This window comes from Rhodococcus sp. ZPP, assembly GCF_017656075.1.
Taxonomy (GTDB): Bacteria; Actinomycetota; Actinomycetes; order Mycobacteriales; family Mycobacteriaceae; genus Rhodococcus_F; species Rhodococcus_F oxybenzonivorans.
Map to the genome: position 1 here is coordinate 1,542,217 of NZ_CP058638.1, position 19,787 is coordinate 1,562,003.

17 protein-coding genes and 2 pseudogenes are annotated in these 19,787 nt (G+C 62.8%); 12 read left to right on the forward strand and 7 right to left on the reverse strand.

What is annotated here, in order from left to right; genetic code table 11:
- Positions 1-686 precede the first annotated feature (686 nt).
- Positions 687-1,373 (reverse strand): hypothetical protein, encoded by a 687-nt coding sequence (locus HYG77_RS07255; RefSeq protein WP_208962293.1) that lies wholly within the window; start codon positions 1,371-1,373, stop codon positions 687-689.
- A gap of 345 nt (positions 1,374-1,718) precedes the next feature.
- On the opposite strand from HYG77_RS07255, the pseudogene HYG77_RS39480 reads away from it, so the two are divergent.
- Positions 1,719-1,970 (forward strand): annotated as a pseudogene (locus HYG77_RS39480) (transposase); the annotation flags it as partial.
- A gap of 110 nt (positions 1,971-2,080) precedes the next feature.
- Here HYG77_RS39480 and HYG77_RS07265 read toward each other — a convergent pair.
- Together HYG77_RS07265 and HYG77_RS07270 are read right to left on the reverse strand one after the other, a co-directional pair.
- Positions 2,081-2,827, reverse strand: coding sequence for a glucose 1-dehydrogenase (locus HYG77_RS07265; protein WP_208962294.1), 747 nt, complete (start codon positions 2,825-2,827; stop codon positions 2,081-2,083).
- A gap of 201 nt (positions 2,828-3,028) precedes the next feature.
- The gene (locus tag HYG77_RS07270; RefSeq protein WP_208962295.1) at positions 3,029-5,656 is read right to left on the reverse strand and encodes a LuxR C-terminal-related transcriptional regulator; all 2,628 of its coding nucleotides are present in this window, start codon (positions 5,654-5,656) and stop codon (positions 3,029-3,031) included.
- Between the two features lie 379 nt (positions 5,657-6,035).
- On the opposite strand from HYG77_RS07270, the gene HYG77_RS07275 reads away from it, so the two are divergent.
- The 9 genes and pseudogenes from HYG77_RS07275 to HYG77_RS07315 all read left to right on the forward strand — a co-directional run bounded on the left by HYG77_RS07275 (position 6,036) and on the right by HYG77_RS07315 (position 14,704).
- The gene (locus HYG77_RS07275; protein ID WP_208962296.1) at positions 6,036-7,697 is read left to right on the forward strand and encodes a class I adenylate-forming enzyme family protein; all 1,662 of its coding nucleotides are present in this window, start codon (positions 6,036-6,038) and stop codon (positions 7,695-7,697) included.
- A 60-nt stretch (positions 7,698-7,757) separates the two neighbouring features.
- Positions 7,758-8,159 carry a nuclear transport factor 2 family protein gene (locus tag HYG77_RS07280; RefSeq protein ID WP_208962297.1) on the forward strand — a complete coding sequence of 134 codons (402 nt, stop codon included), beginning with the start codon at positions 7,758-7,760 and terminating at the stop codon, positions 8,157-8,159.
- 76 nt (positions 8,160-8,235) lie between these two features.
- Positions 8,236-9,357, forward strand: coding sequence for an LLM class flavin-dependent oxidoreductase (locus HYG77_RS07285; RefSeq protein ID WP_244373528.1), 1,122 nt, complete (start codon positions 8,236-8,238; stop codon positions 9,355-9,357).
- Between the two features lie 302 nt (positions 9,358-9,659).
- On the forward strand, positions 9,660-10,775 hold the full coding sequence (locus HYG77_RS07290) for an NDMA-dependent alcohol dehydrogenase (protein ID WP_208963309.1): 1,116 nt from the start codon (positions 9,660-9,662) through the stop codon (positions 10,773-10,775).
- A 57-nt stretch (positions 10,776-10,832) separates the two neighbouring features.
- Positions 10,833-11,327, forward strand: a pseudogene (locus HYG77_RS07295) (steroid 3-ketoacyl-CoA thiolase); the annotation flags it as partial.
- A 148-nt stretch (positions 11,328-11,475) separates the two neighbouring features.
- Positions 11,476-12,237, forward strand: a complete 762-nt coding sequence (locus tag HYG77_RS07300) for an SDR family NAD(P)-dependent oxidoreductase (protein WP_208962298.1) — start codon at positions 11,476-11,478, stop codon at positions 12,235-12,237.
- 223 nt (positions 12,238-12,460) lie between these two features.
- Entirely contained in the window at positions 12,461-13,249 is a 789-nt protein-coding gene (locus HYG77_RS07305; RefSeq protein WP_109328088.1) for an amino acid ABC transporter substrate-binding protein, read from the forward strand.
- A 25-nt stretch (positions 13,250-13,274) separates the two neighbouring features.
- Positions 13,275-13,943, forward strand: coding sequence for an amino acid ABC transporter permease (locus HYG77_RS07310; RefSeq protein ID WP_109328087.1), 669 nt, complete (start codon positions 13,275-13,277; stop codon positions 13,941-13,943).
- On the forward strand, positions 13,940-14,704 hold the full coding sequence (locus tag HYG77_RS07315; protein ID WP_280123296.1) for an amino acid ABC transporter ATP-binding protein: 765 nt from the start codon (positions 13,940-13,942) through the stop codon (positions 14,702-14,704). The genes HYG77_RS07310 and HYG77_RS07315 overlap by 4 nt, the downstream gene beginning before the upstream one ends.
- A gap of 3 nt (positions 14,705-14,707) precedes the next feature.
- Here HYG77_RS07315 and HYG77_RS07320 read toward each other — a convergent pair whose 3' ends face one another.
- The 4 genes from HYG77_RS07320 to HYG77_RS07335 all read right to left on the reverse strand — a co-directional run bounded on the left by HYG77_RS07320 (position 14,708) and on the right by HYG77_RS07335 (position 18,507).
- A complete protein-coding gene (locus HYG77_RS07320; protein WP_208962299.1) occupies positions 14,708-15,202 on the reverse strand; it encodes a GNAT family N-acetyltransferase in 495 nt (164 codons plus the stop codon).
- A 104-nt stretch (positions 15,203-15,306) separates the two neighbouring features.
- The gene (locus tag HYG77_RS07325) at positions 15,307-16,155 is read right to left on the reverse strand and encodes a patatin-like phospholipase family protein (RefSeq protein ID WP_208962300.1); all 849 of its coding nucleotides are present in this window, start codon (positions 16,153-16,155) and stop codon (positions 15,307-15,309) included.
- 17 nt (positions 16,156-16,172) lie between these two features.
- Positions 16,173-17,972, reverse strand: a complete 1,800-nt coding sequence (locus tag HYG77_RS07330) for a long-chain fatty acid--CoA ligase (RefSeq protein ID WP_208962301.1) — start codon at positions 17,970-17,972, stop codon at positions 16,173-16,175.
- Positions 17,965-18,507, reverse strand: a complete 543-nt coding sequence (locus HYG77_RS07335; RefSeq protein WP_109328077.1) for a MarR family transcriptional regulator — start codon at positions 18,505-18,507, stop codon at positions 17,965-17,967. Before HYG77_RS07335 ends, HYG77_RS07330 begins: the two co-directional genes overlap by 8 nt.
- Positions 18,508-18,789: 282 nt before the next feature.
- On the opposite strand from HYG77_RS07335, the gene HYG77_RS07340 reads away from it, so the two are divergent.
- Both HYG77_RS07340 and HYG77_RS07345 read left to right on the forward strand, forming a co-directional pair.
- The gene (locus HYG77_RS07340; RefSeq protein ID WP_208962302.1) at positions 18,790-19,293 is read left to right on the forward strand and encodes an N-acetyltransferase; all 504 of its coding nucleotides are present in this window, start codon (positions 18,790-18,792) and stop codon (positions 19,291-19,293) included.
- Positions 19,294-19,367: 74 nt separating this feature from the next.
- Positions 19,368-19,763 (forward strand): antibiotic biosynthesis monooxygenase, encoded by a 396-nt coding sequence (locus HYG77_RS07345; RefSeq protein WP_109328073.1) that lies wholly within the window; start codon positions 19,368-19,370, stop codon positions 19,761-19,763.
- Positions 19,764-19,787 lie beyond the last annotated feature (24 nt).

Sequence of the window (19,787 nt, forward strand, 5' to 3'; positions counted from 1 at the left end):
AATCGCACCGGCGCCGGCATTGAGGGGGACTCGATGTCGACCACCGGACATTCCAACGAAGCCCGCCTGGAAATGGTCACCCTCAGTTGACCGCTCAGTTCGGGTCTTCTGTGTGACCGGCATCCGCGCTGCGGCCAACGGACGGCTCCCCGAGGCCGTAGGCGACTGCGGGATCGAACCCCAGCAAAAGCGCCGTACTTCTGCGCTTCGTGGTACCTATTCGGACCGAGTGCTTCGCGGGTCAACGCCTGACACTCGTCGTGGTAGACGGTTAGGTCGTGGAACAAACTGCGGGAACTACCCACGGAGCGATCCATCGCCTCGGCCGCGCCCGTGAGTACGGCCACCCGCTCGTACGTCTGACGTCGGCATGCGATCCATGACGAAGCCTCCGAACAGTAAGCAGCAGTGAGCGGCTCGTCCACCCGTCGAGTCAGCCACAAACACTGCTCGAGGTGCGCTCTGCACCGTCGAAGTCATCCTGCTGAACTGCCGCGACTCCCCTCGCCCACAATGAGAAAGATCGATATACCTACTCACCGCGGGACTTCGTGATCGGGAGTACTTGCTCATGGCAAGTGATAGCCCGAGGAGCATCACCGTTCAACTGGTACGCCGCTCCGAGCATCATGAGAGTCCAGACGTGCAAGGCGGAATCCTGTTCCTTCTCAAACACGCTGAGGCCTTCATCCAAACGCGAGCATGCGCGAGGAAGATCGCCACTGTAGATCGCGTAGAGCATCGGCATGGGCAATCCGCGCATGAGTCACCTTGTCGCCAGGCATCTGCGCGACCAGTGCTTCTCCCTCCGCGACGAAGTCAGCTGCGACAGAGAGATCGCCCTGTACTTCGGCGAGAACGCTCGCTGCATACAAGGCCTTGGCGCGTTCGGCCGTCGAATCCCCGGTCTTGCGCGCGAGTGCATGACCGAGCCAGTTGTGTCCTTCGTTGAACCGGCCACGGGTGAGCCAGAACAGCAACAGCGTCGCCGTCATGGTCAGGCTGGATTCGATCGCAGCATCGTCATCCCCGGCCACGCTGAATTCCAACGCCTCTCGCAAATTCGAGGTTTCATGTTCGAGACGAGTGATCCACTCCAGTTGGTATGCACTGATCCACTCTGCCTCGGCTTCGACTACCAACCGCTGATACCAGTCGTGGTGACGCCGACGCAGGTCCGCGAATTCGGCTGCCTCTACCGCCTTCTCGCGGCCATATTCGCGGAGCGTCTCGAGCATCCTGAAACACACTGCGGTGCCCGATTCCTCGCGAATCAGGATCGACTTGTCGACTAACGATGCCAACGCATCGAGTAGGTCTTCCGGTGACATCCCCAGGCCGCAGATCCCATTCGCGTCATTCAGTTCGAACACTCCGGCGAATACCGAAACCCGAGCCCGTGTCGGTGCACCACGACTGCCCACGGTCAGCAGTCTGTATCTGTCCGTGAGACGTTGGAGGACTTGATCCGAAGACAGCGCCCGCAGTCGGGCCGCAGCCGACTCGATCGGCAGTGGCAGACCTTCGAGTTGTTGACAGATTCGAGTGATGGTCGGCCGATTCTCATCGGTTAACTCGAAATGCGGAACTGCCGCCGTGGCCCACTCCATGAACAGCATCACACGATCGTATTCACTCGGCGACGACGTGGTTGAATCACTCTCTGCATCAGGGACCGTCAGCGGCGGAACGCGCAGAACTGCCTCACCGCCGATACCCTGCGGCTCGCGACTCGTCGCCACGATCTTCAGCTCTCCGCACGTGCGTATGAGCGTCTCAGTCAGTACCGCGACTGCGTCGACGAGATGCTCACAGTTGTCGAGTACGGGCTCTCGAACGGTCGGATCGAATCGGTCAACACCAAGATTCGCCTCCTCACCCGCCGCGGATTCAGGTTCCACACCCCCGAGGCCGGCATCGCACTCGCGATGCTCAGCTCGGGGGCACCCCGCCCACAATCACCCGGCCGAACCCACCCACGAATGAGTCTGCAGTGCTCTGGAGTGCGCGTCGGGTTTCCGATCAGCTCTCGAGGCGCTGGCAGGCCGTACGCAATTTGCCCCCGGCGGACGAGCCGAACCTATTGGGCGAGCATGCCGGCGTCGATAAGGTGTTCGGCACCGGTGATGTAAGAGGATTCGTCCGAAGCAAGGAAGAGCACGAGATTGGACACCTCGTTCGGATCGGCGATTCTTCCCAAAGGGATCAGTCCGAGCGCGTCACCGCCCGATTCATCGGTAGCTTCCACCATCATCGGTGTCTGGATAAATCCCGGATGGACGGAATTGACCCTGATATTCTTCGGCCCATACTCTATCGCGGTTGCCTTCGTCATGCCGCGTACCGCGAATTTGCTCGCAACGTAGGCGAGGCTGGGAAATCCGTAGTTGGCCGCGATTCCGGCGATGGACGAGATGTTGACGATGGCGCCGATTCCTGCGTGTTCCATGGACGGTAGGACCGACTTCATCCCGTAGAAGACCCCGTCTTGGTTGATCGCGCACACCGTCCGATAGTCGGCCTCACTCAGTTCTGCGGTCTGTGTAACGGGTCCGAGAATACCCGCGTTGTTGACGAGGACCGTGATGTCGCCAAAGGCACGGACGCCGTGTTCGACCACCTCGGCCCACGACTGCGGATCAGTGACATCGTGATGAAGGAAGAGGGCATTGCCCCCAAGATCTTCGGCCAACTCTTTGCCAGCGGCATCAGACAAGTCCGTCAAGATGACCTTGGCGCCCTCCTCGACGAATTTCCGGGCGTGGGACGCCCCCATTCCGCGAGCTGCCCCGGTGACGAGTGCGACTTTGCCATCCAGTCTGTTCATAGGTTGATTCCTTCTGTGAGAGTGTGCGACTTCAGGACTTCGATTCGTGGCTGCAATCGAGCTGGCTGATAACTACACGAGATCTGCAAAGTCAGCTCAGGCACCGCGAATGTGACGAGCGTCGCAGACGACTACCCGTGCTGTCAACGTCAACGTATATGTGAACACCCGGCCATAGATGCCTAGAACGCGGTTAGCCGACTACATGTGCATCGCGAAGGCCGTCGCTACCTGGTGGCGGCCAGTCATTCCAAGCTTGCGGAGGATCCTCACGACATGGCCCTCGACCGTGCGGGGAGACAGGACCATCCGCGCCGCGATCTCCTTGTTCGACAGTCCATCCGCAATATGCCGGGCGACTTCGAGTTCGCGCGGTGACAGCAGTGCGGCAGCTGACGACCCCGAAGATCTCTGCTCGATAGGCACTTCCTCTTTCAGAGCAAACCGGACCATCTCCGGTATCGACATCTCCGCCCCACGGCGGCGACATTGTGCGAACCGCTCATCCCCGAGGCCGGTGCGGGCGGTCGACTCGAACTCGGCGCGCCGCTCCACCCAATGCCGGGATCCATAAAGTTGCATGCCGAACGACTCCCACATTCGCGACGCCGCGCCGAGAAGGACCGCCGAACGTTCTTTCGACCCTGCGGCCGCCTCCGCCCAGCTGAGCAGGTCAGTTACCAGAGACGTGCCGACCACGTCGTCGAACTCCCTTTTCAGGGCGAGGCTTTCCATCGCACGGCGCAGTGCCTCATCGTATCGTTCATCCGCCAAGGCAGCGAGACCGAGGCCATAAACGGCATAGGACAGCATCCATCGCTCACCCGCGAGTTCAGAGTGCACACGCACAAACTCGAAATGCTCGAGAGCGCGCACAGTGTTCAGCGTGGAGCAGTAGAACATCCCCATTTCAATATGGAGTGCCCACAGCAGATCGATGTTCTCGGGCAGTTCCTCATACCTGTTCAGAGCGTCTTTGAATAGCGGTTCGGCCGACTCGAAGTCACCGTCCAGGTAATCCTTCAGTCCTTTGGTCTGCGTTGCGAAGGCTATGGTCGCGTCGTCACCGCACGCCGAGGCGAGTCGGATCGATTCGTCGAGAACGTCGGACGCCGCCGACCGATCGCCTTGCATTGTCTGGACCAGTCCCAGGGTTGCCAGCAGCCGGCCTCGGCGAGCTGTGGGAGCGGTATCTCTCTCGGCGATACGCATCAACCACATCCGATGCTCACGCACCGAAAATCCAGAGGACCAGAGGAACCAGGCCGTTGAGACGAGTTCGGTTGCGGTAGAAACCATCTTGTCGCTTCCCGCCGATAGCGCGGTGTGCAAGGCCTTGCGCAGATTAGCCCGGTTGCTCCGCAGCAATTCGCCTGCCCGCTGTTGTCCAGAGCTCGCCCAGGACTCGACGGAGGACCTGACAAGCGTTGAGCACGACTCGAGGTGCCTCAGTTGTAGCGCGTCGGCTTCGGTCGGACTGAGCTTCCCGGCTCCGTATTCGCGGATCGTTTCAAGCATGCGGAATCGGGCCGAATCACCCCTCTGCTCGCGTTGCAGCAGCGATTTTCCCACGAGTGCGGAGATGCCGTCGAGGATCAATTGTGCGGGTAGGTCGTCGTCGCTACACACCTGTTCGGCCATCGGTAGGTCGAACTCGTCGACGAAGACGGACAAGCGCGCCCATAGCTTTTGCTGGGCCGATGTACAGAGCTCGTAACTCCAATCGACCGTGGCCTGCAAGGTGCGATGCCGTTCGGGTCCGGACCGATTTCCGGTCGTCAGCAGCTCCAGCCGTCGATCGAGCCGCTGCTCGAGGTCTTGGACCGAAAGCACGCTCAATCGTGCGCAGGCGAGTTCGATCGAGAGCGGAATACCGTCCAGCTGGCTACATATTCGACGGACAGTGTCGCGATTGCGATCGGTGATGGAAAAGCCCGCAAGCACTGCTGCCGCTCGGCTTTCGAATAGCTGGAGGGCGGCGCCGACGGATCCGGAATCGTCGGAGCGTGTCGTCGAGAGTGGTGCCAACGTGAAAACGTGCTCGGCTGGGACAGCGAGACGTTCACGACTGGTGGCGATGATACTAACCTGCGTCGTGTGGCGAAGTAGGTAGGCGACAAGGTCCGCACAGGAATCGACGATGTGCTCACAGTTGTCGAGAATGATCAACATCTGCTTGTGCCTGAGGTAGTGAACCAAGACCTCCTCGAGCGGACGCCCAACCAGGTCGGGTTGAGCGATCCCCAGTCCGTCCAGGACCTCCTGAGCAAGAAGCCCCGATGTCTTCAAAGACGCCAGTTCAATGAAGCGCACGCCGTCGGCGAATGCCCTCCGGAAGTCGGTGGCTGTCTGAACAGCGAGGCGGGTCTTTCCGATGCCGCCAGGACCGGTAATCGTAATCAGGCGTGTGGTACCCAGGAGCCGCCGGAGGGCGAATAATTCCCCGTCTCGACCGACGAACCCCGTCGAGAAGGTCGGAATACTGCTGCCGTACTGGGGATACGGAGCGACTTCTGGTGGCTGGTTCGACGATTCCGACCGAATGTGGCGCACCAACTTGGCAAGGGTGTTCCGTGATCTGTCCCAACCAATAGCACGGTGAATGTCGGCGATGCTGATGTCCGGGTCTTCGGCCAGCAGGGTCCGAATCGCCGGTTCGAAGGCGTCGGCGACCGACCCCTTCCGGGGACGGTGGTCTGTGGGCGGCTCGTCATAAGCAAGTGCGCGACGAACAGTATTCCGCGACATACCGAGACCCTCGGCAATGCCCTTGATCGTTGCGCCCTTCGCGTGCAGTTCGCGTATTTCGCGCCATTCGTCGGCGTTCACGATGCCTTCCTGGGTACCCCGCGCGGCGTGGTGTCAGGGAACCCCGTCCACTGCGCCATCGTGACACTGTCCAACTACGGGGTCAAGATCTGACAGCATGTGACACGACACCGGCCATGACGCGCAGACCAGCCGTGAACCCCGCTCTGACCTGCACGAAGATATCTCTCGTACGAGCCCGACTAGATGCGTAGTGGATCGCGTAGAGGAACGGGTTCCATCCACACCGCGGAGTCGGCAAAGTGATGGGCACCACACCGACGCGGAGTTCCGATGAGGAGCTGTTCCGTTAGTCGGCGGCTCAGCGCCCGGCGGACGGAGGACACTCCGCCGGCATCCGATGGAACTCCCCTGGTGTAACGATCGAGCGAGGAACGACATGGTTGACACTGGTGACTGGTGCGAGGTGCTACCGGTTGCAGATCTCCTGGTCCGCGGGGCCCGGAGCCATCCCGACCGGAACTTGATTGTTTTCCCGGACAGCCGATACACCTACGCAGACGTGCTCGAACGGGCAACACACGTTGCGCGCGGACTCATCGCCCTCGGGGTACGTCGGGGCGACCACGTCGGTCTGCTCGCCCCGAACGGAATCGAGTTCATTGAGGGCTTCTTCGGCGCGGCGCTGATTGGCGGTGTGATCGTTCCGCTCAATGCCCGACACAAGGCCAGTGAGCTCGGGTACATCGTCCGAAACGCGGACTTGGCCGCAGTGTTGACGGTGTCCGGAGATGACGCTTATGTCGACTTCGTCGACGTCATGCACGACGCTCTTCCATCATTGGCCGAGGCCGTCACGGACCGGGACCTGCACCTCCCGGAGGCACCCCTGCTGCGGCAGGCAGTACTCCTCCGCGGTGAGAGCAACAACCGAGGGTTCGTCGGCCGCTCGACGCTTGATCGGTTGGCGGAGAAGGTTCCCCCCTCGGATATGGATCAGATTCGGCGGCGAGTCAGAATTCGCGACGCCGCAGCAATCCTGTACACCTCAGGCACCACCGCGAACCCCAAAGGCTGCGTCCTTACCCATGAGGCTTTGACCCGCGGGCCAGTCGAGCGCGCCGGCAAACGGCTCGTGACGGACGACCGCCATATCAGCTGGGCCGGCGGTCCGCTCTTCCACATCGCCGCACTCTCGCCGCTGATCGGAGCGATGGGAGCGGGAGGAACCTACGTCACTGATATCTATTTCGAACCCGGTCGTGCCCTGACGCTGATGAAGCAGGAGCGTCCGACCACTGCCTGGCCGTGGTTCCCCGCGATGATGCAATCATTGTTGGACCACCCCTCGTTCGACGCAGCAGCGCTCGACTCGCTTCGCTACTTGTTCTTGATCGGACCGCGAGTCCTGATCGAGCAGGTGCAGCAAACCTTCCCCATCGCAGAACTCGTGGCCGCATGCGGGATGACCGAAACCGCTGGTATTTACGCGCTCAGCGAGCGATCCGACACCATCACAGACCGCTCGGGAACCCAGGGCAAGGCTGCCCCTGGAATTGAGCTGCGCATCGTCGATCCCGACACCGGCGCCGAACAACCTCAGGGCACCCCGGGCGAAATGCTTGTGCGCGGATACTGCGTCACGGAGGGCTATTACAAGGATCCGATCAAGACAGCGGCTGCGATCGACACGGATGGGTGGTTCCACACCGGCGATTTGTACAGTCGGACCGAGACGGACTGCCTCGTGTTCCACGGCAGGCTCAAGGACATGCTCAAGGTCGGCGGCGAGAACGTTGCGGCCATCGAGGTCGAAGCCTTCCTGTGTGAGCATCCGGCCGTCAAGGCCGCGGCCGTGATCGGCCGACCCGATGAGCGTCTCGACGAGGTTCCCGTCGCGTTCATCGAGATTCGCGCAGGCCACAGCGTCGAGCCCGAGGAACTGATCCAGTTCTGCCAAGGCAGGATCGCGCGGTACAAGGTCCCCCGCGCGGTGCACCTCGTCCAACCCGATGACTGGCCGATGTCCGCGACCAAGATCAACAAGCGCGCACTCGCAGAGCGCCTCGCGGAAATAGAAACCGGCGTCGGCGCGCTTTAACGCTGATCCGAAGTTATTCATCCACAGTACGACCATTCCGAATCATGTCTGGAGAAGTACGTGACAACCCCTGAACAAAACATAGAAATTGCCAATAATTTCGCCAAGGTGTTCTCGACAGGAGACGTGGATGCCATCCTGGATTGCCTCCACCCCGATGCGACTTACTGGGTGTCAGGGCAGATCGAGGGAATGTCGGGCAACTACGACAAGAAGCGACTTGGTGAACTCCTCCGCGGTGTGACGAGCATCTATAGAGAAGGTGCGCTGCAGATTACACCTACAGGTGCCGTCGCTCAGGGTGACCGGGTTGCCGTCGAGGCGGAGTCCTATGCAGAACTCAACAATGGCCGCGTCTACAAAAACCAATATCACTTCTTATTCGAAGTCGCTGACGGAAAAATTATTCAGGTCAAGGAGTACATGGACACCAAGCACGCTTACGACATCTTCTATTCCTGAACCGACCCGCCCGGCGAGGCGCGTGGCCACAAAGTCCTCGCCCAGGAACACCCTCACCCGATGAAAGGACAGAACAATGGCAATGGAAACAGGACTCATCGTTCACCCGTACATGCGCCCGGAACGAACCGCGCGCCAGACGTTCGACTGGTGCGTACAGCAGGCCATCGAGACCGACAAGATCGGTTTCGACTCGATCATGTTCTCCGAGCATGCCTCACAGCGTTGGGAGAATATTCCCAACCCAGAGTTGATCATCGCAGCAGCCGCACGCCAGACCGAGCGGATCAAGTTTGCGCCGATGGCTCACATCCTTCCCCACCACAATCCGGCGAAGCTCGCGATCATGGTGGGCTGGCTGTCGCAGATCCTCGAGGGCCGGTACTTCCTCGGCGTGGGTGCCGGCGCCTATCCGGACGCCTCGTACATTCATGGCATCAAGAACGGTGAAGACACTCAGTTCACCAACGAGATGGTCCGCGAGTCACTCGACATCATGGAGAAGATCTGGAAGCGCGAACCCTTCTTCTATGAAGGACGTTTCTGGAACGCCGGCTACCCGGAAGAGAAGCACGGCGACGAGGGCGACGACCAGCACAAGCTGGCCGACCTCAGTCCGTGGGGTGGTGCACCGGAAATCGCCGTGACCGGATTCAGCGCCAAGTCACCGTCGATGAAGTTCGCCGGCGAGCGCGGATTCCGACCGATGTCGATCTTCTCCGGGCTGGACGCCTTGAAGATGCACTGGGACATCTACTCCACCGCCGCGGAGGCCAATGGGCACGTCGCTGATCGTTCGCGCTATCACGTGTCCCAGACGGTGTTCGTCGCCGACACGGACAAAGAAGCGAAGCGGCTTGTGATGGAAGGGCCTATCGGATACTGCTTCGAGCGCTACCTCATTCCGATCTGGTGGCGCTTCGGCATGATGGACGGATTCATCAAGGACGCCGGAGCGGACAGGGCCGACGTCGATCTCGAATGGGTTGTCGATAACGTGTTCTGTGTGGGCTCACCGGACACCGTGGTAGACAAGATCAACACGCTGTTCGAGGCCAGCGGCGGATGGGGCACGCTGCAGATCGAATCGCACGACTACTCCGACGATCCCGCCCCCTGGTTCAATTCTCTCGCGATGATCCAGAGCGAAGTAGCGCCGAGGATTTCGCTTCCGCAGCCCGCCGTCTCCGCCGGATAACAAAGTCGAACCAGAAACCGGGGGCCTGCTCCGCGCACCGGATCAGGCCCCCGGAAGCTGGTCTCCAGACCACTCACTCGATTTCGAGCCACGAACGCAACGGCAAATCGGAGCGTGGCGGTATAGCCAGTTCGCCAGGATGCGGGAGTCAGGAATTCGGCTCGTTGCGGTAACCGATTCCCCTCGATCAACGGCATTCGCATCTCGCGCTAGGACGGCTCCCAGGCGTCGCCTCTGACACCGCACTCGAATTCCGTGAACACACGTCGAGACATATAGGAGCAGGCATCAGCATGGCAACGATCAAAACCCGCGGAGCGATACTGCGCGAACAGCCAGGTAAGTTCGAGATCGTCGAACTGGATCTCGACGAGCCTCGGCAGGGCGAAATACTTGTCAAGATGGCAGCATCCGGTCTCTGCCACACCGAGGCCAGCATCGCCGCCGGGCACATGGGCATCGGCCACTTTCCGATGTGTGTCGGACACGAGGGAGCCGGCGTTGTGGAGATGGTCGGCCCGCATACTCCCGGCTGGGAGGTCGGCGACCATGTCGTACTTTCCTGTTTACCGCAGTGCGGACGCTGCAAGATGTGCGCAACAGGCCACGGCAACCTCTGCGACCTCGCACAGCACTTGATGCTCGGCTCCCGATTCGACGACCCCCAGAGCTGGCGGATGTCCCTCGACGGTAAACCGGTCGGTCAGTGGTGTGGTGTTTCGACGTTCTCCGAATACACCACAGTAGGCGTGGTGTCCGCAGTCAAGATCGACAAAGCCATCCCCCTCGACAAGGCCTGCTTGGTCGGGTGCGGCGTCAACACCGGGTGGGGATCCGGTTTCAACATGGCGCAGCCGGTCCCCGGCGACACCGTGATCGTCATGGGCATCGGTGGCATCGGCGCCTTCGCCTTGCAAGGAGCCCGTCACGGCGGTGCTACCAACGTCATTGCAGTCGACCCGGTGGAATTCAAGCGATCGAAGGCACTCGAGATCGGCGCAACACACACCGCCGCCGACATGGCCGAGGCGACCGAGATCGCCCGATACTTGACCAACGGGCAAGGCGCGGCGGCAACCATCGTCACCGTCGGCACCCTCGAGCCCGAACACATCACCGAAGCCTTCGACTCCGTCGCGAAGCGCGGCACCGTCGTACTCACTGCGCTTGGCGACTCGGCGCACATCGGACTGCCGATTTCTCCTTTCGAGCTGACGCTCTATCAGAAGCGAATTCAGGGATCGATGTTCGGCGGAGTAGCCCCGATGTGGGACGTCACCAAGATGCTTGACATGTATAAGGCCGGCCAACTCAAACTCGACGAAATCATTACTCGCACCTACTCCCTCGACGAACTCGACCAGGGATACGCCGACATGCACGCTGGCCTCAACATCCGCGGCGTCATCATCTACTGATCCTCCGACGCCGCTAGCTCGAGCGACGCAGACCTCGAGCGGCATACATGCCGGAACCAGTACGCGGCCCGGTTCCCCGAGGCGCAGTGGCACATCACCCCGGGTAACTCGTCCCCGCTGACCGACGGTGCGTCCGGTGCACTGATCATGAGTGAGGAGATGGCCGCCAAGCTGGGCCTGACTCCGCGGGCGCGGTTCCACTCGTTCTCCGTTGCGGGCGATGACCCGGTCTTCATGCTCACCGCCCCGATCCCGGCGACGAAGAAGATCCTCGCGAAGTCGGGTCTGAGCATCGACGACATCGACGCCTACGAGGTCAACGAGGCCTTCGCCCCGGTGCCGCTGGCGTGGGCGCACGAGTTCGGTGCCGACCCGGCCAAGCTGAACCCCCGCGGCGGTGCGATCGCCCTCGGTCACGCGCTCGGCTCCTCGGGCACCCGCCTGCTCGGCACACTGGTCAACCAGCTCGAGGCCACCGGCGGACGCTACGGCCTGCAGACGATGTGCGAGGGCGCGGGCATGGCCAACGCCACCATCATCGAACGCCTCTGATCCCGACGCCCAGCGGTGTTTCCACCGGCGGCCGAGACCCTCGATCCAGAAGACAGGCAGCGGCACTGGTCGTCCAATTCTTCGTCATACACGGCCACAACTATTCACGGTCGGCAATGCATCAGTTGTCCAGAACAGAGGAGAACCAATGAACATCACCGAAGCCGTTGCCGTCGTCGCCGGTGGAGCATCCGGCCTCGGCAATGCCACCGCCCGCACCTTGCACGAGCGTGGAGCACACGTCGTACTGCTGGATCTGTCATCCTCCGGAGGAGACGTCGCTGCGAAAGAGATAGGCAAGCGCGCCTACTTCGTGGCCGCCGACGTCACCTCGTCTGGTGACGTCCTGTCGGCGATCGACTTCGCCGCATCCCTCGGTGATTTGCGGGTGGTAGTCAATTGCGCTGGCGTGGGAACACCAGGCAAGGTTCTCGGAAAGAGCGGACCCCTTCCGCTCGCAGATTTTGAGCGGGTAATTCGCGTCAACTTGATCGGAACTTTCAACGTGCTTCGACTTGCAGCCGAGAGGATTGCGCAGACCGAGCCGGTGGACGGCGAGCGTGGCGTCATCATCGACACCGCATCCGTAGCAGCATTCGACGGTCAGATCGGTCAGCCGGCGTACGCGGCATCGAAAGGTGGAGTCGCGGCAATGACCTTACCGATTGCCCGCGAACTTGCGCGCCATCTCATCCGAGTAGTCACCATTGCACCCGGAATCTTCGAAACGCCGATGCTGGCCGGACTTCCCGAGGATGCGCAAACCTCACTCGGCAAGCAAGTTCCACACCCATCTCGCCTCGGCCGAGCCACCGAGTACGCCGCTCTCGCGGCTCATATCATCGACAACGCCATGCTCAACGGTGAAACCATCCGCCTCGATGGGGCCATCCGCATGGCACCGAAGTAGACAGCGGCTCTATCGCTTGAGCGGCGTAGTCGGACGTCGAGGTCAACGTGATAACTGGCTGCCGACGGCCGGACCGCCGTGAAATCGGCGACTTCGGGGCCGGCGTCTGCCTCGACACCTGCCACGCCCGGGCCGGCGGTGAAGACCTCGAAGCCCGGAAGATCCTCTCCGAACCGCACTCGACCAGTACGGTGAGCTGATCCGCCGAACGAGGAGGAACACCGTGCGACGCACACTTCCGGCCATCCTGATCGCCGCTGTCACCGCCCTGTCCCTGGCAGGATGCAGCAATTCCGACTCCGGCCCGGTCATCGACCAGGTGCGCGAGGCGGGCGTCCTCAAGGTAGGCACCGAGGGCACCTACACGCCGTTCAGCTATCAGGGCCCCGACGGTCAGCTCACCGGCTACGACGTCGAGGTCATCCGCGCCGTCGGTGACAAACTCGGTGTGTCCGTCGAGTTCACCCAGACCCCGTGGGACTCCATCTTCGCCGGCCTCGAGGCGAAGCGGTACGACCTGGTCGCCAACCAGGTCACCGTGAACGACGAGCGCACCCAGAAGTACGACCTGTCGACGCCCTACACGGTGTCGGAGGGTGTGATCGTGACCCGCGCCGACGACAACTCGATTACCGGACTCGACGATCTGAACGGAAAGACTGCAGCGCAGTCCGCGACCAGCAACTGGGCTCAGGTCGCAAGGGACGCCGGGGCAAATGTCGAGTCCGTGGAGGGCTTCGTGCAGGCGATCACACTTCTGAAGGACGGACGAGTGGACGCCACCGTCAACGACAACCTCGCCGTCGCGGAGTATCAGAAGCAGACTAATGACGCGGGCGTGAAGATCGCGGCCGAGACCGGCGACACGAGCGAACAGGCCTTCGCTGCCCGGAAGGACAGCGGCCTGATGCCCGACATCGACAAGGCGCTCGCCGAACTGCGCGCCGACGGCACACTCGCGAAGATCTCGGACAAGTACTTCGGCACCGACGTGTCCGCGCCGAGTAACTGAACCGGCACGCACGAGGAGCGCCGGAGTGGACGACGCAACGATCCAACTGATCCTGGACAACCTGTGGCCGATGCTGAAGGCCACACTCACCATGACGATTCCGCTGACTATCGTCAGCTTCACCATCGGATTGGTCATTGCCCTGCTCGTCGCGCTGGCCAGAATCTCCTCGATCACACCGTTGTCGATCGCGGCCCGCTTCTACATCTCGATCATCCGGGGCACACCGTTGCTGGTGCAGCTGTTCATCGTCTTCTACGCGTTGCCGCAATTCGGAGTCACGCTCGAACCGTTCCCGGCGGCGGTGATCGCGTTCAGCCTCAACGTCGGCGGTTACGCCGCGGAAGTCATTCGTTCGGCGATCCTGTCCATCCCGAAAGGTCAGTGGGAAGCCGCCCAGACCATCGGCATGGGATACACCACCACGTTGCAGCGGATCGTGCTCCCCCAGGCCGCCCGTGTGGCCGTTCCGCCACTGTCCAACACGCTCATCTCGCTGGTCAAGGACACCTCCCTGGCCTCGACGATCCTCGTCACCGAACTGCTGCGCGTCGCGCAACTCGCCGCCGCACCCACGTTCGACTTCTTCGCCCTGTACGGTGTCGCGGCGCTGTACTACTGGGCGATCTGCATCGTCCTCTCGGCCGTTCAGGGCCGACTCGAGGCCCGACTCGACAGGTATGTGGCCAGATGACCGACACTCGCCCCCCACTGCTCCAGGTTTCCGGCGTCGAGAAATCGTTCGGTGAACATCGCGTGCTGCGCGACATCAGCTTCGAGGTCCTGCCCGGCACCGTCACCGTGATCATCGGCCCGTCCGGTTCGGGAAAGACCACGGTGTTGCGAACACTCAATGCGCTGGACCGCGCGGACGCCGGCGTGATCTCGATCGGTGAAGTGTCGGTCGACTTCGCTGCCCAGATGGACCGGTCCACCCTGGCTCGGTTCCGGGCACAGAGCGGCATGGTGTTCCAGGCCCACAACCTGTTTCCGCACAAGACGGTGCTTCAGAACGTCACCGAGGGTCCGGTGGTCGTCCAGAAGCGGCCGAGAGAGGAAGCGCGTGCCGACGCCCTGGCACTGCTCACCCAGGTGGGGCTGGAGGACAAGGCGAATCAGTACCCATACCAACTCTCGGGCGGCCAGCAGCAGCGCGTCGGAATCGCCCGAGCACTCGCACTGAAGCCCAAACTGATGTTGTTCGACGAACCGACGTCCGCACTCGACCCCGAACTCGTCGGCGAGGTCCTCCGCGTGATCCGCGATCTCGCGACCGAGGGCTGGACCATGGTGATCGTGACTCACGAAATCCGGTTCGCGCAGCAGGTGGCCGATCAGGTGCTGTTCATCGACGGCGGCGTCGTCCTCGAACGCGGTACGGCGAAGGACGTACTGACGAACCCGACCGGGCCGCGGCTACGGCAATTCCTGCACCGCATCCTCGATCCGCTCTGAACGTCAGCGAACGGCCTTCTCCAACAGCACGACGCTGGGCCATTCGACCTCGAAGTCGCGGCGGCCCACCAGGAAGAAACCCTGCTCCTCGTAGTACGTGCGCAGTCGCCTGTTGGTTTCCACGCACTCGAGCCGGACGACGGACACGGCCTCGCTCCGGGCGTGCTCGTCCACCCACCGCAACAGTTGCGCCCCCAACCCCGGGCTCGCATGGCGGCGATCCGTCATCACCCGCGCGACGTAGGTAGCGGGAACCTCGTCGTCGACCCAGATGTCGGGATCGGCGCGCAGCACGCGCAGGGCGCCCGCCACGATTCCACCGGAGCGCGCGACGCGCCATTCTCCGGCCTCGATCTGCTCACGCACATCGGCGAGCGACACATCACCGCGGCAGGGCGGTTCGATCTGCTGCTCGGCAAGCCAATCCTCTGCGTCCCAGTACATCTGGACGATGTCTTCCGCCTGATCCAGCACTGCCCGCTCCACCGTGACCGCCATGCACTCACAGTAGCGACCCCACGGTGAAATCAAATCACCGCTGCACCCGTGTCGATCTACGGTGATGTGACCGGAATTACAGTGTCCGCGTAGCCGCTGGAGCTCTATCTGTGTAGGTGTGGCAGAAGCAGGTCTGCCTGCCCGACTTCGACGGGGGCCTCGTCGAGCCACTGCGCAGTCTGCTCCCGGGCCCGCCGTATCAACTCGTCCGCGTCGCCGAAATCAGCGGGGCTGGTGTCCAGTGGACAGAGGGGTGGCACGACCTTGATATCGGCAGCGCCCTCATAACGTTCGATGTCGAGCGCAAGGCGTTGATTGATCGCGAGCGTCACCCCGAGCAGAGCCATCCCGAGTGCGCTGCGGGGAACCTCGGACAGCGTGCAGGAGTATCCGGTGGGCAGTACCCACACCGTCGTGGCACCGAGTTCGATGGCATGCGAGATCGGGGTGTTGTTGACCACGCCACCGTCCATCAGCGCGCGACCTTCGACGACTACCGGCGGGAGAATTCCCGGAATGGCAGCGCTGGCAAGGACGGCATCGACGGCGGGACCGCTCGACAGCCGAACGTCCTTGCCGGTCAACACGTCGGCGGCGATCACGTGGAGCGGGATCGGAGCGTCCTCCATCCGCCCGAAGCGCAAGTGCTTTTCGAGGATCCGCCGGATTCCCCGGTTGGAGACCAGATGATTGTCGATCCCGACGAAACCCACGAAGCCGGTGAACAGGCCGGTCGGGAACACCGAGCTCCGCTTCAGCCCGCGCCACAGATCGGCCAGTTCACGTAGATCCGATTCCGAGGACCCGGCCGCCAGCCAAGCGCCGTTGAGCGCTCCCACAGAAGTTCCGACGATGAGATCGGGACGAATTCCCCTGCCTATGAGCGTTTGCAGCATTCCGACCTCGATAGCTCCGAGGCTCGCTCCACCCGACAGAACGAAAGCGGTCGTCATGTCGCCACGGTAACCGGTCAGGTCCGGCGATACAGCGCATCGATATCGGCGGCGAAGCGTTCGGTCACAACTGGACGCTTGATCTTCAAGGTGGCCGTCAATTCCCCGTCCGCCTCGGTGAGGTCGCGGTCGAGGATGACGAACCGTTTGATCGACTCGGTATGGGAGACGGTAGTATTCGCGTCGTCGACGGCATCCTGCAGCTCCGCGCGCAATTCTTCGTCTTCGCGCAGATCGGCGACCGATGCGTCGGCAGGTCGCCCGTGGGCTGCCTTCCACTTGTCGAATTCCTGAGGATCGACGGTGAGCAGCGCACCGATGAACGGGCGACCGTCACCCACGACCACGGCCTGCGAAACCAGTGTGTGCGAGCGCAGCCGATCCTCGAGGGGCCCCGGTGACACGTTCTTGCCCCCTGCGGTGATCAGAAGGTCCTTCTTGCGTCCGGTGACGGTGAGAAAGCCTTCGTCGTCGAGGTGGCCCAGATCGCCGGTGCGGAACCAGCCGTCGTGCAGCGCCTCCCGAGTGGCGTGCTCGTTGCGCCAGTAGCCGCCGAAGACGACGTCGCCGCACAATTCGATCTCACCATCCTCGGCGATGCGTACATCGTGTCCGCCGAGCGGCCGGCCCACCGTTCCGATCTTCTGCGCCCCGGGGACGTTCACGCAATGCGCGGCAGTGGATTCGGTGAGTCCATACCCCTCGTACACGGGTACGCCCATCCCGCGAAAGAAGTGCCCAAGGCTCGGCATGAGCGCTCCGCCTCCCGAGATCGCCCACCAGCAGTCGCCACCCAAGGCTGCTCGCAGCCTGGCGTAGACCAACTTATCGGCGACGGCGCGGCGCAGCGCGAGCAACGGTCCCGGCCCACCGTTGTCCTGGGCCCGGCTGTACTCGACGGCCGTCGTCTCGGCGAAGTCGAAGATCCGCTTCTGCAGGCCACCACCGGATGCCGCCTTACGGGCGGCACCGTCGCGCACCTTCTCGAAAACCCGCGGAACACCGAGGATCGTGTGCGGGCGAAAACGTTCGAATTCTCCCGTGACCGTCCCGAAATCGGACCAGTGTGCCTGGGTGGCCCCGGCCTCGAACATTGCCAGGGACACCGCCCGGGCGAGGACGTGTGCCAGGGGGAGGAAGGTGAGGACGCGGTTGCCGGGACGCGCCACGTCCCCGATCGGCGCAGCGAGGAGGGCCCGCACCTCCGACAAGAAATTGCGGTGCGTGAGAATGCACCCCTTGGGTCTTCCGGTGGTCCCGGAGGTATAGACCAGCGACGCGAGATCGCCGGCGGTCAGCGCGACTACTCGCTTGAACACCTCGGAGTCGTCGACCGAGCGTCCGTCCTTGATGAGGGTGCCCACCGCATCCTCGTCGATGGTGAAGATGTGCTTCAACGTGTACGGGATGCCGTCGCCCTCGAAGCTCGACGCATGAGCCGGCGTCTCCACCACGGCAGCCACCGCCCCCGAGTCCTCGATGATCCACCGGATCTGATCGGGCGACGAGGAGTCGTAGACCGGAACCGAGGCCGCACCGGTCGCCCAGATGGCGTAGTCGAGCAAGGACCATTCGAACCGAGTGGACGACAGCAGTGCTACCCGGTCGCCCGGCCGGACACCATGGGCGATGAGGCCCTTCGCGACCCCGGTGACGAGTGCGGCGAAATCCTTGGCCGTCACGTCGACCCAGCCATTGGCCTCCGGCCGGGCGTACATCACCCGGTCGGGCGTGCTCTCCGCATGCGCGAACACCGTCAAGACCGCATTCTCGTGCTCGGAGACGCTGAAGGTCGGCGGGCTCGTGAACTCACGCACGGGTGTCGTCTCCGTTGCTCTCGAAGCTCGAGGGGCGCCGCGAAGGGTCGTCGCCGCCATGGCGGAATCGGCGCAGATGATCGGCGAACGCGGCGATGTCACGGTCCGACCAGGACGCCATCCGGTCGCGCACTTCCTCTACCCGTCGGGCATCCGCACCCGCAAGCACGGCGACACCGGCGTCGGTGAGGGTCAGCGGATGGCCGCTGCGAAGCGGTCCGGCCTCGGCCCGCACCCACCCCTCGTCGATGCAGACACGCAGCTGGCGCGACACCGTGGAGCGGTGCACTCCGAAGGACTCGGAGATCTGGGTGGCCCGGCACCCGGGATTGCGGGCGATGTACGAGAGCAGCGAATGCTGAGCGAATGTCGGCGAACCCGCCGGAGGTCCGTCGCCGGCGACGAGCTGGCGGACGAGCCGGACGAGTTCGTCATGGACAGCCACGACGCCCGATGCGGACGACTCACCCGATTCGACCTCGTTGTGTTGCACACTGCAACTATATCGAGACTCCCGCGCCTCGGCCACTCGCACCCACTTCCCTCGCCGCTCCTCGACCCGCCGCGGCGGCCGACGCACTCACGCGTGGTGCTCATACTGCTATCCCCGACCCGGAAAAACTCGAAAGCGGGAAACCCTCGACGGTCACAATTGGAGAACGCTTCGCCCTGTGCAGACTCCCAGTGTTGCGACGGTATCTGCCTGCCATCGCTCAGAACCTTCTGTGCACGGGCTCCGGGTCCAGCTATCGGCCAGCAGCAAACCGCCGCATAAATTCGTTGCGACGGACAGAATTCTCGCGGCAGGCTGTCGAACATGCTCATACGACGGGAAACTGCCCACGACGTCGCCGCGATCGCTGAGGTCCATTGCCAGGCCTTCGACGGCGACGCCCCCGTAGAGGTCGACCTCGTCGAGCGACTCCGGTCGAGCCCGGCGTGGATTCCGCCGCTGTCCTTCGTCGCCGAGTGGCACGACTCGGTAATCGGACACGTGTGCCTGACCCGGGCCACCGTTGCTTCGACGCCGGTGCTGGCATTGGGCCCCATCGGTGTGCTGCCGAGCCACCAGCGCGGTGGGGTCGGTTCGGCGCTCATGCATGCCGCCCTCGGCGCCGCTGATTCCCGTGACGAACCGCTGGTAGCACTGCTGGGCCACCTCGAGTACTACCCCCGGTTCGGGTTCGTCGCCGGATCCTCCCTCGGGATCGAACCGGACGAGCCTTCCTGGTCGTCCCATTTCCAGGTTCGCCGTCTCACTACCTGGGACTCCGCCCTGTCGGGAATGTTCCGGTACGCCGCGCCGTTCTATCAACTCTGAGGCGAGTGGACAGTGTGCAGCCCCCGAGCCGCTGGTAGTTTGCCAATAGACAAGCAGGATCCGAGGTAACGACAGTGACGAACGCCGCCGACAGCGTCCGAACGGGCGACGTCGTCGACACGTCCGTGACGACGACCATCGTCCGGCGGGTCAGCCAGGGGTGCGAAGAAGAGTTCGCCGATTGGATTCAGGTCGGCCTCGGTCTGGCACGCCTCTTCCCCGGTTTCCTCGGCGGCGGATGGCTCAAGGAGAGCAGCACGTCCGCTGTGTGCGTCATCGTCCTCAAGTTCGAGACGCAGGCGGCCCTGGACAATTGGCTGACGTCTTCGCTGCGGAACGGATGGTTGCGGACCGGCGAGAACATCGCCGTCGAAGATTCCACCGACCGGATATCGAGCATCGCGGGATTGTTCGACCCACCCCGGCCCGCGGACCGGTTACCCGACTCCGGTACGCCCACACCCACCTAGACCGTGCCTGTGAGCGCACCCTCC

What these genes read in the sequence shown, in the direction of transcription:
- HYG77_RS07315 (WP_280123296.1), top strand. Translation starts at nt 13,940, where the DNA reads ATGACCGACACTCGCCCCCCACTGCTCCAGGTTTCCGGCGTCGAGAAA.
- HYG77_RS07300 (WP_208962298.1), top strand. Translation starts at nt 11,476, where the DNA reads ATGAACATCACCGAAGCCGTTGCCGTCGTCGCCGGTGGAGCATCCGGC.
- HYG77_RS07325 (WP_208962300.1), bottom strand. Translation starts at nt 16,155, where the DNA reads ATGACGACCGCTTTCGTTCTGTCGGGTGGAGCGAGCCTCGGAGCTATC.
- HYG77_RS07275 (WP_208962296.1), top strand. Translation starts at nt 6,036, where the DNA reads ATGGTTGACACTGGTGACTGGTGCGAGGTGCTACCGGTTGCAGATCTC.
- HYG77_RS07265 (WP_208962294.1), bottom strand. Translation starts at nt 2,827, where the DNA reads ATGAACAGACTGGATGGCAAAGTCGCACTCGTCACCGGGGCAGCTCGC.
- HYG77_RS07320 (WP_208962299.1), bottom strand. Translation starts at nt 15,202, where the DNA reads ATGGCGGTCACGGTGGAGCGGGCAGTGCTGGATCAGGCGGAAGACATC.
- HYG77_RS07340 (WP_208962302.1), top strand. Translation starts at nt 18,790, where the DNA reads ATGCTCATACGACGGGAAACTGCCCACGACGTCGCCGCGATCGCTGAG.
- HYG77_RS07285 (WP_244373528.1), top strand. Translation starts at nt 8,236, where the DNA reads ATGGCAATGGAAACAGGACTCATCGTTCACCCGTACATGCGCCCGGAA.